The sequence below is a fragment of the Ruegeria sp. AL11 genome, assembly GCF_056540865.1.
The window spans coordinates 14,829-28,879 of record NZ_JBQFXO010000014.1 but is presented as its reverse complement, the minus strand read 5'-3'; the positions used below and the strand labels follow the sequence as shown (position 1 = coordinate 28,879).

Below are 14,051 nucleotides of genomic sequence, written 5' to 3'. Positions count from 1 at the left end.
ATACGACCGTGACGGTGCTGTTGCATCAGGCTGCTGGGTCGGCGCGCCCAAGTAGCTGCACGCCGTTGATCTTCCAGCCATTCTCCTGCTGGATCATCTGATAGTCGAGAATGTGAACCGCGCCATCGCCATCGGTGATCATGACCTTCTGCCACATCGCGCCTGCGACCTCGCGCAGTTCCAGAAACCGCACATCAGAGGGACGCCAGACCATGGGATAGCCATTGCGTACCATCGCTCCGAAATTGTCCGGGTTTCCGAATAGACGCTGAATATTGGGGCTGGCAAAGGTAAAGGCGGTGGCGAAATCATCCGCCTTAAAGGCCTGAATCTGGGCCGCGATATTGGCCTCGATCTCGGTATTCTGGGCAAACGCACCCGAGGCCAAACCAGCACTCAGGGACAGGGCAAGCAGTAAACGACGCATGGGGCTACCTCCTGACGGAACGGTAGCCCCATGCGGGATCAGGTCAAATCAGACCAGCTCTCCGGCCAAGGCCTTTTCGATCAGCGCGATCGTTTCCGGCACGCCATAGAGGGCAATGAAGCCACCAAAACGCGGGCCTTGCGAGGCCCCCAACAGCACCTCGTAGAGGGCAGTGAACCAACCACGCATCGGGTCAAACCGCTCGCGCCCGATGGAATAGACCACCGATTGCAGCGCCTCGTCTTCGGCTGGACCGTCATAGGCCTCGAGCGCGGCTTTCAGAGCCTCCAACGCCTCGCGCTCTTGCTCCGTCGGGGCGCGGTGCTTGCGCGTTGGTTTGACGAAATCGTTGAAGTAGCGCACGGCAAAACCGGCCGCCTGATCCAGATCGGGGTGGCTCTCGGCGGTCGCCTCAGGCGCGTAACGGCGGATAAAGCCCCAAAGCGCCTCTTTGTCTTCTGCCCCGGAAACCGACGCGAGGTTCAGCAACATGGCAAACGGTACGATCAAGGTCGATTCCGGGACATCACCGCCATGGATATGCCAGACTGGATTGTTCAACTGAGCCTTCAGCTCCTGCCCCGGATAGGCCCGCAGCTGCTGATGGTATTCATCATAGGCCTTGGGAATGACGTCGAAATGCATCCGCTTGGCCGTCTTGGGCTTTTGATACATGAAATACGACAGGCTTTCCGTCGGCGCATAGGTCAGCCATTCGTCAATCGATACGCCATTGCCGGACGATTTCGAGATTTTCTGGCCGTTTTCATCCAGAAACAGCTCATACGAGAAATGCTCGGGCGCGCGGCCACCCAAAGCACGGCAGATCGCGTCATAGATCTTTTCGTTGGTGGCGTGTTCCTTGCCGTACATCTCAAAATCGACGCCCAGCGCAGCCCAGCGCGCGCCAAAGTCCGGCTTCCACTGCAGCTTGACGTTGCCGCCTGTGACGGGAACGGTCCATTCCTTGCCCGTCTCATCATCAAAGGTCACGGTGTAGGTCTCGGCGCAGACCTTTTTCATCGGTACATACATCACCCGCCCGCTTTCGGGATGCAGAGGCAGGAAGATCGAATAAGTTTGCTGCCGTTCTTCACGGAGACTTTTCAGCATGATCGCCATAATCTCGTCATAGCGTTCGACAGCACGCTTAAGAATCTCGTCAAATTGTCCGGACTCGTAGAATTCCTTCGCCGAATAGAACTCATACTCGAACCCAAAGGTGTCGAGGAATCGGCGTAGCATAGCGTTGTTGTGCGCCCCAAAGCTTTCGTATTCACCGAATGGATCGGGAACCGAAGTCAGCGGACGCTGCAGGTGCTGCTCCAGAATCTCCGGGTTCGGCACGTTGCTGGGCACTTTTCGCATACCGTCCAGATCGTCCGAAAAACAGATCAGCTTGGTTGGTATATCCGACAGCGCTTCAAACGCGCGCTTGACCATCGTGGTTCGCGCGACCTCCCCAAAGGTGCCGATATGCGGCAGACCCGAGGGGCCATAGCCGGTCTCGAACAACACAAACCCCTTCTCCGGAGCGTTCTTCTGATAGCGTTTGAGCAACCGGCGCGCCTCTTCGAAAGGCCAGGCCTTGGACGACATTGCGGTTTCACGCAGTTCAGACATCAGATTTGCTCCATCGGGAAAAACAGCGCCGGTCGCCCTTTGCAACCGACCGGCCCCTCCTATTGTGCCGGTGCAGCATGAGTCAATAAAAGCACGGGGTTTTTCTAGCGCCGCCCACTGCAAATAAGCATAAGCTCAGTGTGCAGAACCATTTTGAAATCCCGGGCAACGCGGTAACCTTCCGAAAAGATACACTGCACAAGCACGAGGTGCCTGATGAACCGCCCAGATATCTTTGCTTTTTTGCTCATCCTAGCGGTTAGCATCGCATCCGGCCCCAGATCGGCAACGTCGCAGCCAAGCGAAGATGTACAGACTTGGCCGAGAGGGGCGCTGCGGTTGGAAACCCCCATTCCCGACCTAAGTGCGTTGAACCACCAGCCTGCCGGCCGTCACGGTAAGATACAGGCCGTCGGCGATGAGCTTTTCTTCGCGGATGGTACCCCGGCCCGATTTTGGGGGGCGAACCTTCAAGCCTATGCGCTGTTCACGACCGAACCTCGTTTCATGCGGGCCCATGCCCAACGTCTTTCTCGGTTGGGCTTCAATCTGGTGCGCATCCACCACCACGACTCGCATTGGGTGCAACCCAACATCTTTGGCAGCGAAGCGCAGACAACCCGCAAGCTCGATGCCTTCTCATTGAAAAAACTGGACCAATGGATCGCGGCACTAAAGGCCGAGGGCCTTTACATCTGGCTCGACCTTCATGTCGGTCGCAGCTTTACAAACGAAGACGGGGTCGAGGATTTCGAAGAGATCGCCAAGGGTGAGACCTCGATTCGCGTCAAGGGATTCAGCTACATTTCACCCAGTATCGAAGCGCTGATGCTTGATTTTCAGGACAAGTATCTACGACACATCAACAAGATAACCGGGTTGTCCTACGCAGAAGATCCTGCGGTCATTGCCGTTATGATCACCAACGAAAATGATCTGACACATCATTTCGGAAATGCGTTGCTGCCAGACAAGAACGTCCCCCGGCACAACGCAGTCTATATGGCGGCCGCGCGCGAATTTGCCTTGGAAAATGGCATTGACCCGGAACTCACCTGGCGATCGTGGTTGCACGGGCCGTCCAAGCTGTTCCTCAACGAACTTGAACGCCGCTTCAATGACCGAATGATCGAGAATATTGAAGCCACCGGGTTTGAGGGTCTGATCACCACAACCAGCTTGTGGGGCGGGATGTCGGTCGCCGGGCTGCCCTCTCTCACGCGCGGCTCCATGGTTGACGCGCATAGCTATGGAAGCTCGGGAGAAGTTTTTTACGACCCAAGAACGCGATCCGGCTTTCTGGATTGGCTGTCCATTGGACAAGTGGTCGGAATGCCGTTCAGCGTTTCCGAGTGGAACATCGGCGAATTTCCCGGCGACGACAGGTTTATTGCACCACTCAGTGTCGCCGTGCGCGCCGCCCATCAGGGATGGGATGCCCCTATCGTCTATGGTTATGCGCAGCAGCCCTTGAATGGCCCGCTTCGCCCCACCAACTGGAGCATGGCCGAAGACCCCGCGATGATGGCCATGATGCCTGCGGCTGCTCTTCTCTATCGGCAGGGCCATGTGCGCCTTGCGGAAAAGACTTATGCCCTTTGCCCCGATCACGAGGCCTTTTTTGGCAGTTCGATAACGCCGGCATCCTCGGTCGGGATACGAACAATCGTCGAGCAAAGTAGATTGGTCACCTGTATGCCGGACACGCCGGCACTGCCTTGGTTGCAAGCCTCGGTACTGGAGGAGCAGCAACATGAAATACTCGATACCGAACACTCTTACCTGGAACCGGACGCTCAAACCGTTGCGGCGGATACCGGTGATTTTTATAGGGCATTCAACGATGGCCTGATTGTCATCGACACGGCCAAGACCCAGGCCGCCGCAGGACACCTTTCGGACAAAACGGTCGCAACCACGAATGTAGCTTTCGAGGTCGAGAACCCAACTGCGGCTGTTGTTGTCCAAAGTCTTGATGATGAAGAGATTACAACTTCAGGACGTATTCTGGTCTCACTGGCCGGCCGCGCAGTTCCGGAAGAACTCTCCTTCCGGATTGAGCCCTTAGTCGGACGGCTTCAGATAAAAGCATCGCCTAGGCTAACGCTTCGCTTCCCCGACCAGAAAAAAGCCGCCGTGGGAGCACACAGTTTTCAGGACGGTATGCATGTCATTGACCTTGAAAAATTGGGCACCGGGAACTGGTTTTATCTCGAATAGAAATCCGGGGGCAGCATGAAACCCGTGCGCACCCACATTCCAATTGAACCTTCCAACTCCCCCTCCTGTCGTGTCGGTGCAGCATGAGTCAAAAAAGCACGGGGTTTTTCTTAGGGCCAAGGCCGATTCAACCGGTCAACTGGTCCAGTTTCGCCGCCCAGATAAAGTCATTCTCGCTGAGTCCGCCGATTTCATGGGTTGTCAGCCTGACATCCACATAGCCCCAGCCGAACGAGATATCGGGATGGTGGCCCTGCTGATCCGCCAGCCATGCACAAAGATTGGCCAGATATGTCGCCTTAGCGAAACCCTTGAACGCGAAGTGGCGGCTAAGCTCGGTCGACCCGACATTCAGTGTCCATTCCGATGACAGCTCGCCCATATGAGCATTCGCCTCGTCTGCCGTCAGGGCTGGAATGCCGCCGGAACAAGGTACGCACGTACGGTCTGACAAGTTGCAGGTTTGTCCTGTTGTGGTCATTTTCGATCACTCCGCTGCTGTTGCTTTGGGTGGGAACTTGTTGGGCAATAGACCGAGCGACTGCGCCTGTCTTACATCTGCCAACAGGTCCCTGTCGGCCGCGGCGAACAGCGCCTCGGGGTCTTGCAGAACAAAGTAGCCCATCTGGTGCATGTCGATCCGGTATGGAGTACGCAGGATCGTCAGCACGTCGAACGGGTCCCGGTCCGGCATATCACTTTCGACCGCATAGACAAGTTCAGTGGGCGAGGACGCCAGCCCCGATCCAAGCGCTTTGATCTCACCGTCTTGCCACCGTAACCCGAACTCGATCGAGAACCAATAGAGCCGGATCAGCCAAGCATAGTCCTTCGGCCCAGCCTGCACCCCGGCCTTGCCGATGGCCTGACTGAACGCCGCAAATCTGGGATCGCTGAGCAAGGGCGTATGCCCAAAGATCTCGTGAAAGATGTCCGGCTCTTCAATATAGTCGAAATCCTCGCGTGAGCGGATAAAGGACGCTGCCGGAAACACCCTGTCGGCCAGCATCCCGAAGAAGGTTTCGAACCCAATCAGCGCTGGCACGGGCTGAACCCGCCATCCGGTCAGGTCCAACAAACGTTCCGAGATATCCTTGCAAGAGGGCACACGGGTCTTCGGCAACTCCAACCGTTTCAGGCCGTCGAGATAGTCGCGCGCCATGTATTTCTGCACGTTGTCCTGCTGCGCCGAGTAGAGATCAGCCCAAACGGCGTCCTCTTCAGCCGTATACGCGATATGACCCTTCGCATCGGCGATTTTAGCGCGGTATTTCGTTGATTTCGGCATCTTCTCCTCCCCTTCACAAATATTCTATTCAAGGGCGGTGGCGAATTCAGTTTCTATAAATGGGAAAATCGCTTATAGTTGAACGGATCATTTTGCATTGAGGTCAAAATTGGCACAAACGTTTCATCCTGCTGATCTGGCCATCCTGCAACAGCTGCAAACCGATGGCCGGTTGTCGATGCAGGAACTTGCAGACCGCACAGGCCTGTCGGCCTCGCAATGCTGGCGTCGGGTGCGGGATCTTGAGGCATCGGGCGTTATATCGGGCTACTCTGCGCAGGTCCGCGCCAAGTCTGTCGGACTGAACGCAATTGCTTATATCCACGTCGCGTTGCAGAGCCATCAGGAAGACAACATCAATGCCTTCCTCCGTCTGGTTGAGACAGAACCTCAGATCGTGGAATGCGCGTCGATTACCGGAGATCATGACTTCCTCCTCAAGGTCTATGCCAAATCGCCCGAAGATCTTGAGCTTTTCATAATGCAGTGCCTTCTGAAGTCAGGCCTGGTCCGTGACACCCGTAGCAATTTCGTGCTGCGCCAGACCAAAACGCGGGGACCACTGCCAATTCTCTGACACACACAGGCAAAAGCCGTTGAACCCGTCCGCCAGCCCTCCTATCGTGCGACGGCAGCAAATGACTCAGGACGACCCAATGACCGATCAAGTACCACACCCGATGTCTCCGCAAGATTGCCTTGTGGCGATCATGGTCGCGATCTCGGCGTCGGATGAGACGATCCGCACCGCCGAACTGGTCAAGATCGAAGGCGCGGTGAATATGCTGCCTGTTTTTGCGGGTTATGACATCGACCGCACCCGCCGGGTTTCGCAAATCGTGTTCGACCTGTTCGAGCAGGAAGATGGATTGGATGCCCTGTTCGGCCTGATCCGTGACAATTTGCCAGAACGCCTGAACGAAACCGCCTATGCGCTGGCCTGCGACGTTGCGGCTGCTGACGGCTCGCTGGCCGAAACCGAGCTGCGTTTGCTGGAAGAGATCCGCTATGAGTTGAACATCGACCGCCTGCACGCTGCCGCGATCGAACGCGGTGCCCGCGCGCGTCACGCGGTTTAGGCTCAACTGCCGTAGAGCGATCCCCAGCGCTCAATCAAAGCCCGCTGAAGCTTGCGCGACCGGCGGTTCCAACTGCGCGCGCCTTCGGGACGCTCGCGTTGTTCGCGCGGGATCGTGGCGCGGTGGTCCACATCTGCCGTAAAGATCGCAAAGGCCAGTTCGGACCCGTCGGCCGTGGTCAAAAACCCGCCAAGTCCCGAGACGAAGTTCAGCGTTCCGGTTTTTGCACTCACCTTGATGGGATGATCCTTGACCGCCCGACCCTGACTATCGGTCAGCGTGAAAGGCTTGAGCAGCGGCCGCAGCGACCCGGTTTTGCGCGCCGCAACAAGTGCTTTCACCAGATCACCCGGTGGCATGCGGGAAGCATCTCCCAGGCCCGAATGGTCCACCATGGCGATTTGGGTGGCCCCATAGGTCTCAGCCGCCCAGCGGTTCATCTCTGCCGCCGAGTCCGCCAGATCACTCGGCCTGACCCCACGTGACTTAGTCGCCGCCATACCAACCATTTCTGCCGTCAGATTGGTCGAGTATTTCAGCATCCCGCGCAGGATACTCTCTAACCGGTCACTCTGATGCACAACCAACGTAGTGCCTTTCGGGGTTTCCTGAGTGACTTGCACCCGACCCAGAACAACCCCGTTTGAGCGGGCAAGCGTGCGAAACACATCGCCCGCATAAAGTGCAGGTTTTCGAACGGGTAACCAACGTGCGCCGCCGTTGCCCAGCGCGCCTTTGGCCACGGTCCAGCGGTCCTGACGTGCGCTGGGTTGATAGGTGTAGATCGGCAGGCTGCGCGGTTCGACCCGCATCACAGCCATATCGACATCCGGGCGGTACTTGGCGCTGCGCGCATCCATCGTGACGTTGTAATTCGTCCCGGCCCGCTTCCATTCGAAATGAACGCGGTTGAAGTTCAAAGAAATTCCACTGATCGCCGGGCTATAGCCCAGATGATCTGGCTGCCCAGGGTCGATGCTGAACACGTAGGGCAAGGCTCCGTCATAGACTTTGAACGCCCCGCGAACTTCGGTCACCCCAGCCTCGCGCAGATTGGCTGCCATGCTTGCCAATGCATCTGTATCCAGCAGAGGGTCTCCGCCGCCGACAAGGATCAAGTCGCCTTTTAGAATGCCATTCTCAATTGGCCCATCCGCCAGAAGCTTGGTCTCAAAGCGATGATCTGGCCCCAGAACGTCCAACGCATAGAGCGCGGTCAGCGCCTTGCCCACACTGGCCGGAGGCAACCCGGCCTCACCCCCCAGCGCCTCAAGCTGGGTGCCCGTCTCAACATCTGCCACTGCAAAGATCACATCGCCCCGCAGCCCGGCTGCGCGAACGAACCGCTCGGCCCCGGTCAGCTGAGGCCCTCGGGCCTGAGGCCGCAAGGATACCAAAGGTGCCTGCGCAAAGGCAGCCGCAGGGACCGCAGCTGCGCTCAACCCTGCCAGAAACAAACGGCGTGAAATACGATCAACCATGGGTCAATTAAAATCCCAGAGATGAAATTTGGACAACCATTGCATGAGAATATGCAGGCAATGTGGCTATTCGGGCAACACTCCGTTTGCCCAGATGCCGCGATTGCGAAGATCGGTTGAACTGAGATTGACCATCGGCACGTTCACGAAACACCATGCCGGCGCCTGCGCGCGTCCCAATAGATGCCGCGCCTGCCCGTCAATTCTGTAGGGTGCGTAGACCCGCGCCGCTGGCGACATCCGCGCGGAAATTCGATCCCCCGATCGCGCCACAACGCCCACGGGGACGCTGTCCATGATCAGCCGCCAGTCCTTCCATTGGTGAAACTGCGCCAGATTGTCGGCCCCCATGATCCAGACGAACCGAACTTGAGGATAAAGCCGCCGGAGGGCCACCAGAGTATCCGCCGTCGCCCGCGTACCCGTCAGCGCCTCAATATCCGTAACGTCCACCCGAGGGTGCTGCATCACCGCCCGCGCGGCCTCTAACCGACGCGGCAAAGGCGCAGGCCCTTGCTGTTTCAGAGGGTTACCCGGAGAAACCAGCCACCACACACGATCCAAACCGAAAGCCTTCATCGCCTCAAGCGTGACATGCACATGACCTTGATGCGGAGGATCAAAGGACCCCCCGAACAGCCCAATGACCTGTCCGGGCCGAGCATATGGTATCTGGCTGCGCAACATCCTTTGCTGTTGTTCAGAACTGAAGCAGCTTGTCAATCAATCGGATGCACCGCATCTCCCACCCGAACGCGTCCAGTGCGCACCACTTCTGCACACCATCCGCCATGCCCACGCACGGCGGAATAGCCGCCTTTTCCCAGCGCTTCCTCCATCCGACTGCAGGGCGCGCAGATCACGGTTAAGCGCAAAATCGCCTCACCTACCTGCACCTCGCGTCCTTTGAGCGCGGAGAGGTTAATCCTCGAAACCACCAGATTGCGCCGCAATATCTCTGGCGCGATCGGCCTTTGTCCAAGATACGAACCAATCGCCGTCAGATGCTCCTGTTGGATCAACGTCGCCGCCCTCTTGCCCGCTCGACTGCGATCTCCGTCCAAACCATCAGCGGAAATCATAGCGTCGACCAAGGTGACGATATCCGCCCGCCGGGCTGGACGCACACCGATCCAATCGACCCGACCGGGCTTTGCCCACCCGTCAATCAATTCCGCAAGTTCTGACATCTCACACGCCTCTCAAACCGAAGCCACTCTAGCCCGCCCAAGGTCTCAGCAAAAATCACGAAACCACCAGCTTGCCCCGCCCGCTCCGCTTGGATATCAAGCGTTTCAACCTGATTTCCCCGACCCAGAGGACGCGACATGGCCGCCTATCAATATGTCTACCACATGCAGGGTGTCTCCAAGACCTATCCCGGTGGCAAGAAGTGCTTTGAAAACATCCACCTGAGCTTTCTGCCCGGCGTGAAAATCGGTGTCGTCGGAGTCAACGGCGCGGGTAAATCGACGCTGATGAAAATCATGGCTGGCCTCGATACCGACTTCACCGGTGAGGCATGGGCGGCTGAGGGCGCCAAGGTGGGCTATCTGCCTCAGGAACCACAGCTGGATGAATCGCTCACCGTCCGCGAAAACGTCATGCTGGGCGTCGCCGCGAAAAAGGCCAAGGTCGACCGCTTTAATGAGATCGCCATGGAGATCGCCGAGAACTACTCGGACGAGCTAATGGAAGAAATGACCACCCTGCAGGACGCGATCGACGCGGAAAACCTGTGGGACCTCGACAGCCAGATCGACGTCTCGATGGAGGCGCTGCGCTGCCCGCCGGACGATGCCAACATCGCCAACCTTTCGGGTGGTGAGAAACGCCGCGTGGCGCTTTGCAAGCTGCTGCTGGAAGCGCCCGACATGCTGCTGCTGGACGAACCGACCAACCACCTGGACGCCGAGACCATCGCCTGGCTGCAGCAGCACCTGATCGACTACAAAGGCACCATCCTGATCGTCACCCACGACCGCTATTTCCTGGATGACATCACCGGCTGGATTCTCGAGCTCGACCGTGGCCGGGGTATTCCTTACGAGGGCAACTACTCCGCGTGGCTGGAACAAAAGGCCAAACGGCTGAAGCAGGAAGCGCGCGAGGACAAGTCCAAGCAGAAGACCCTCCAGCGCGAGCTGGAATGGATGCGTCAGGGCCAAAAGGCCCGTCAGGCCAAATCCAAAGCCCGGATCAACGCCTATAACGAGCTGGCCGAACAGTCCGAGCGCGAAAAGCTGACCCGTGCCCAGATCGTCATCCCCAACGGCCAGCGCCTTGGTGGCAAGGTGATCGAGGTCGAGGGGCTGTCGAAACACATGGGCGACAAGCAGCTGATCGAAGGGCTGGACTTTGCCCTGCCCCCCGGCGGCATTGTCGGCGTCATCGGCCCCAACGGTGCAGGTAAATCGACCCTGTTCAAGATGCTGACCGGTCAGGAACAACCCGACAGCGGCACCATCACGCTGGGCGACACGGTCGAGCTGTCTTATGTCGACCAGTCCCGCGATGACCTTGCCGACAACGACACCGTGTGGGAGGCGATCACCGGCGGCGCTGAGATCATTCAGCTGGGCGACGCGCAGGTCAATTCCCGCGCCTATTGCTCGTCTTTCAACTTCAAGGGCGGCGATCAGCAGAAAAAGGTCTCTCTGCTATCAGGGGGTGAGCGCAACCGCGTCCACATGGCCCGCCTGCTGAAAGAGGGCGGCAACGTCCTGCTGCTCGACGAACCGACCAACGACCTCGACGTCGAAACCCTGCGCGCGCTGGAAGACGCGCTGGTCGATTTCGCCGGCTGCGCCGTGGTGATTTCCCACGACCGCTTTTTCCTCGACCGGATCTGCACGCATATTCTGGCCTTCGAGGGTGACGCCCATGTGGAATGGTTCGAGGGCAACTTCGAGGATTACGAAGAGGACAAAAAGCGCCGTCTGGGACCGGACGCGCTGGAGCCTAAACGGTTGAAGCATAAGAAGTTTGCGCGGTAGATCATGCCAATGGAATGGGAACGGATATCCGAGAGCATTCCATATTTGGACAGCGAAAGAACGATAGAGTTCGTAGTAGGCGACTACGCCTACTCGCTTCTTCTTGATCCATCTCTACCCAACAGAATTCGGCTAACAAACAAAGAAACAAGCGGAAATTGGATCGTGGAAGTAGCCAGAACCAGTCGGGGACTGCTACGGCTTGATGGAATTGCGTTTGGTGCCCCCGGTATTGAGCAAAGTGATTGTTGGTTTAGGTTAGAAACTGGGACGCGAAGTAAGATCACTTATTGGGGTGATAGTGTTGTCCTAAGAACCGACGAAACCACGAGTGGAATAAACGGATGACAACCGGCAATTCGTACCAACCGATCCCGGACTGATCGGCTCGATTTCATCGCTAGCATGCTTGCAAAACTGACTATTTCGAACAAACCCGCAAAGGCATCCCGTTAAAGATTTTTTGGCACTGCGAGAAGTGTTGTAGGTGTCGGGCTCGAGCCCGACCTACAAATTGCGCGTATCTACACTACGACTCTCCGAGCTTGCCAAAGGTAAAACCATCACTCCACTATGGACCCACTCGACCCGCGCGGATGTCGCGATGGATCGACGAATACGGCTAATCGGTTGGATGTTCTACGAGCCTATGCTTGACCGAATTGCTACAACAATACGCCTTGTCGTTGCGGCAATCCGTTTCACTACGGATACGGTGCTTCCAAAACTTGTGTTGCCAAATAGTCGCTTAGCGTTTGTTCCGCCGTAGGCCGGGCTTCAGCCCGGCATATCTGCCACTTGGTACGACGGGCAGGTTTGACGTCGCGAGTGCCGGGCTTAAGCCCGAACTACGACTTGGTTTGTCTACACACTTAGTTAATCGAGCTTTGATTGTGCCCCAACGCGTCGAGTAACCCGCATCCCCCGGTGGCAAAGTCCAAATTGCGTTAAGATGATCGGGCAAGACCACATAGGCATCGCACCAGAAAGCCAGCTCATATCGCGGAGTCCCAAAAGCCGCACGCGAATGCGCAACGTTTCGCACCAACAAATCGGACGACCTGTCGGCCAGCGAGACAATGAATAAATTCTTCGCTCCGGGTATTCGAGCGCGGCGGTAGTTTCTCATAAAGGCATCCCAACGCGCTCGTGGCTGCCAACGCGTTAACCGATTCCGCCCTTGCCACACCGCCACCCCAATGCCATATCCAAAGGGCTAACGTTTTTCTATTTCGACCCACTGTCTCCTTCTACGGCGCTCAGTCATTCGATCCAGACCGACGACGCCAGGCTGCCGCATCCACGTGGGCAGCACTAAACAGGAGACACGGAAATGCCTGCAGGCACCGTTAAATGGTTCAACACCACCAAAGGCTACGGCTTTATCGCACCCGAAGATGGCGGCAAAGACATCTTCGTTCACATCTCGGCTGTCGAGCGTTCGGGCCTGACCGGTCTGGCCGACAACCAGAAAGTCACCTACGAGCTGCGCTCGGGTCGTGACGGTCGCGAAAGCGCAGACAATATCGAACTGGCATAAGTCACTCAGACGGGCGGGGGTAAACCCCGCCCTTTTTTGTGGCCGAAAGGCCTCATATCACAATTTCGTAATATCTGCCCCATAATTGACCAATTAAGATATCATTCTGGAATTCGAGTGATGATTTTTCAGGTCAATTCAAGAGGCGCACATGTTTACACGTCGTGTTTTTCTGGCCGGAACGGCCCTGAGCCTTCTCCCCGGTATTGCCGTTGCCAAGAAGGCTGCCGAGTATGATCCCACACCGCAATTTGTCCGGATCAAAAAGCAGTTTCAGCCGGGGCAACTGCTGGTCGTGCCGCGATCATTCTACCTGTACTACGTGACCGAACCGCGCAAGGCGGTCCGCTATGGCTGTGGTGTCGGCAAAGCCGGGTTGGAGTTCACCGGCACTGCGACCATCGACGTGAAGAAGGAATGGCCCACCTGGCGTCCTACGCAAGAGATGATCGAGCGGGATCCGGTGGCCTATGCCCGTTTCAAGGATAACGACTATGTTCAGCCCGGCGGGGGCGACAATCCGTTGGGCGCGCGCGCGCTCTATCTATTCCAGAACGGGGTAGACACCTATTTCCGTATCCACGGCACAACGCAGCCCCAGACGATCGGGCGGGCCGCGTCGAACGGATGTATCCGGATGATGAACGAACACGTGGTAGATCTCTACAACCGTGTGCCGATCGGAACGGTCGTCACAGTGGTTTGACGGCCCCTAGCCCTTTTCACCCGACATCTTGACCAGTTCCAGCAAGGATGGGCCAAGCGCCTCAACAATCCGCGCGACGCCTTGGGCATTCGGGTGAATCCTATCAGGCTGCATGTATTGGCTGACTGCGTTCGGATCACCACTCGAGGCGAGACCGTCAAAGAAACTCTCGGCGTAGAGGACATCAAACTGTTCAGCCAAATCCGGGTAGATCGTGTCGAACGCCTGTTTGTAGTCCGGACCATAGTTGCCGGGGGCCTGCATGCCGATCAGCAAAACGTCGACATCGCTTGTTTCAGCCGCGCTCAGGATTGCGGTCAAGTTGGCGCGCGACAGATCGGGGTCGAGGCCCCGCAGCAAGTCGTTGCCACCCAGCGCAACGATCATCGCGTCCACATCCGGCGTCAAAGTCCACTCGACCCGCGCCGCGCCGCCCGCCGTTGTATCCCCCGAGACACCTGCGTTGATCAAACGAACCTCGGCCCCGTTCGCCTGCAGCCAGCGTTCCAGCTGTGGGACAAACCCATCCTGTTCGACCAGCCCATAGCCTTGGGTTAGCGAATCCCCCAATGCGGCAATCACCACGGGCTCGGCTGTTGCAGTATAGCCCCAACTGACAAACAGCCCTGAAACCAGAACCTTGCGCAGAGCTACAAACGCTCCATATCCCAATTGACTGCCCTCCGATGGA

Annotated in this window: 14 protein-coding genes; 6 read left to right on the top strand and 8 right to left on the bottom strand. The window is 57.4% G+C overall.

Annotated features, from left to right (window positions below; genetic code table 11):
- Positions 1-25: 25 nt before the first annotated feature.
- Both ACR0IP_RS20545 and ACR0IP_RS20540 read right to left on the bottom strand, forming a co-directional pair.
- Positions 26-427: a DUF4864 domain-containing protein gene (locus ACR0IP_RS20545; protein ID WP_170378812.1), complete on the bottom strand. Its 402-nt coding sequence runs from the start codon at positions 425-427 to the stop codon at positions 26-28.
- Between the two features lie 48 nt (positions 428-475).
- Positions 476-2,050 (bottom strand): lysine--tRNA ligase, encoded by a 1,575-nt coding sequence (locus tag ACR0IP_RS20540; RefSeq protein ID WP_170691405.1) that lies wholly within the window; start codon positions 2,048-2,050, stop codon positions 476-478.
- Between the two features lie 339 nt (positions 2,051-2,389).
- Between ACR0IP_RS20540 and ACR0IP_RS20535 the strand changes: the two genes are divergently transcribed.
- Positions 2,390-4,270 carry a cellulase family glycosylhydrolase gene (locus ACR0IP_RS20535; RefSeq protein ID WP_480527635.1) on the top strand — a complete coding sequence of 627 codons (1,881 nt, stop codon included), beginning with the start codon at positions 2,390-2,392 and terminating at the stop codon, positions 4,268-4,270.
- Between the two features lie 127 nt (positions 4,271-4,397).
- Here the strand turns inward: ACR0IP_RS20535 and ACR0IP_RS20530 are convergent, their stop codons facing one another.
- Together ACR0IP_RS20530 and phhA are read right to left on the bottom strand one after the other, a co-directional pair.
- Positions 4,398-4,724: a 4a-hydroxytetrahydrobiopterin dehydratase gene (locus ACR0IP_RS20530; protein ID WP_480527633.1), complete on the bottom strand. Its 327-nt coding sequence runs from the start codon at positions 4,722-4,724 to the stop codon at positions 4,398-4,400.
- 33 nt (positions 4,725-4,757) lie between these two features.
- On the bottom strand, positions 4,758-5,558 hold the full coding sequence (gene phhA / locus ACR0IP_RS20525; RefSeq protein ID WP_170691409.1) for a phenylalanine 4-monooxygenase: 801 nt from the start codon (positions 5,556-5,558) through the stop codon (positions 4,758-4,760).
- A 109-nt stretch (positions 5,559-5,667) separates the two neighbouring features.
- On the opposite strand from phhA, the gene ACR0IP_RS20520 reads away from it, so the two are divergent.
- Positions 5,668-6,135: an Lrp/AsnC family transcriptional regulator gene (locus ACR0IP_RS20520; protein WP_480527631.1), complete on the top strand. Its 468-nt coding sequence runs from the start codon at positions 5,668-5,670 to the stop codon at positions 6,133-6,135.
- A gap of 79 nt (positions 6,136-6,214) precedes the next feature.
- Positions 6,215-6,637 (top strand): tellurite resistance TerB family protein, encoded by a 423-nt coding sequence (locus tag ACR0IP_RS20515; protein ID WP_170639976.1) that lies wholly within the window; start codon positions 6,215-6,217, stop codon positions 6,635-6,637.
- Between the two features lie 2 nt (positions 6,638-6,639).
- On the opposite strand, the gene dacB is transcribed toward ACR0IP_RS20515, so the two are convergent.
- The 3 genes from dacB to ACR0IP_RS20500 form a co-directional block, all read right to left on the bottom strand.
- Positions 6,640-8,118 (bottom strand): D-alanyl-D-alanine carboxypeptidase/D-alanyl-D-alanine endopeptidase, encoded by a 1,479-nt coding sequence (gene dacB / locus ACR0IP_RS20510; RefSeq protein WP_480527629.1) that lies wholly within the window; start codon positions 8,116-8,118, stop codon positions 6,640-6,642.
- Positions 8,119-8,184: 66 nt separating this feature from the next.
- Positions 8,185-8,805, bottom strand: coding sequence for a nicotinate-nucleotide adenylyltransferase (locus ACR0IP_RS20505; protein ID WP_480527627.1), 621 nt, complete (start codon positions 8,803-8,805; stop codon positions 8,185-8,187).
- A 32-nt stretch (positions 8,806-8,837) separates the two neighbouring features.
- The gene (locus ACR0IP_RS20500) at positions 8,838-9,308 is read right to left on the bottom strand and encodes an MOSC domain-containing protein (protein WP_480527625.1); all 471 of its coding nucleotides are present in this window, start codon (positions 9,306-9,308) and stop codon (positions 8,838-8,840) included.
- 138 nt (positions 9,309-9,446) lie between these two features.
- Here ACR0IP_RS20500 and ettA point away from each other — a divergent pair, with 138 nt between their 5' ends.
- The 3 genes from ettA (at position 9,447) to ACR0IP_RS20485 (ending at position 13,360) form a co-directional block, all read left to right on the top strand.
- Positions 9,447-11,114, top strand: coding sequence for an energy-dependent translational throttle protein EttA (ettA, locus tag ACR0IP_RS20495; RefSeq protein WP_480527623.1), 1,668 nt, complete (start codon positions 9,447-9,449; stop codon positions 11,112-11,114).
- A 1,333-nt stretch (positions 11,115-12,447) separates the two neighbouring features.
- On the top strand, positions 12,448-12,654 hold the full coding sequence (locus tag ACR0IP_RS20490) for a cold-shock protein (protein WP_170378838.1): 207 nt from the start codon (positions 12,448-12,450) through the stop codon (positions 12,652-12,654).
- A 151-nt stretch (positions 12,655-12,805) separates the two neighbouring features.
- Positions 12,806-13,360, top strand: a complete 555-nt coding sequence (locus ACR0IP_RS20485; protein WP_170378840.1) for a L,D-transpeptidase — start codon at positions 12,806-12,808, stop codon at positions 13,358-13,360.
- Between the two features lie 6 nt (positions 13,361-13,366).
- Here the strand turns inward: ACR0IP_RS20485 and ACR0IP_RS20480 are convergent, their stop codons facing one another.
- Entirely contained in the window at positions 13,367-14,032 is a 666-nt protein-coding gene (locus ACR0IP_RS20480) for an arylesterase (RefSeq protein WP_480527621.1), read from the bottom strand.
- Positions 14,033-14,051: the final 19 nt, after the last annotated feature.

Bases quoted from the DNA above. Each gene is read 5' to 3' on its own strand.
- ACR0IP_RS20500 (WP_480527625.1), bottom strand. From the start codon at position 9,308: ATGTCAGAACTTGCGGAATTGATTGACGGGTGGGCAAAGCCCGGTCGG.
- ACR0IP_RS20490 (WP_170378838.1), top strand. From the start codon at position 12,448: ATGCCTGCAGGCACCGTTAAATGGTTCAACACCACCAAAGGCTACGGC.
- ettA (WP_480527623.1), top strand. From the start codon at position 9,447: ATGGCCGCCTATCAATATGTCTACCACATGCAGGGTGTCTCCAAGACC.
- ACR0IP_RS20515 (WP_170639976.1), top strand. From the start codon at position 6,215: ATGACCGATCAAGTACCACACCCGATGTCTCCGCAAGATTGCCTTGTG.
- ACR0IP_RS20505 (WP_480527627.1), bottom strand. From the start codon at position 8,805: ATGTTGCGCAGCCAGATACCATATGCTCGGCCCGGACAGGTCATTGGG.
- ACR0IP_RS20540 (WP_170691405.1), bottom strand. From the start codon at position 2,050: ATGTCTGAACTGCGTGAAACCGCAATGTCGTCCAAGGCCTGGCCTTTC.
- phhA (WP_170691409.1), bottom strand. From the start codon at position 5,558: ATGCCGAAATCAACGAAATACCGCGCTAAAATCGCCGATGCGAAGGGT.
- dacB (WP_480527629.1), bottom strand. From the start codon at position 8,118: ATGGTTGATCGTATTTCACGCCGTTTGTTTCTGGCAGGGTTGAGCGCA.
- ACR0IP_RS20485 (WP_170378840.1), top strand. From the start codon at position 12,806: ATGTTTACACGTCGTGTTTTTCTGGCCGGAACGGCCCTGAGCCTTCTC.
- ACR0IP_RS20545 (WP_170378812.1), bottom strand. From the start codon at position 427: ATGCGTCGTTTACTGCTTGCCCTGTCCCTGAGTGCTGGTTTGGCCTCG.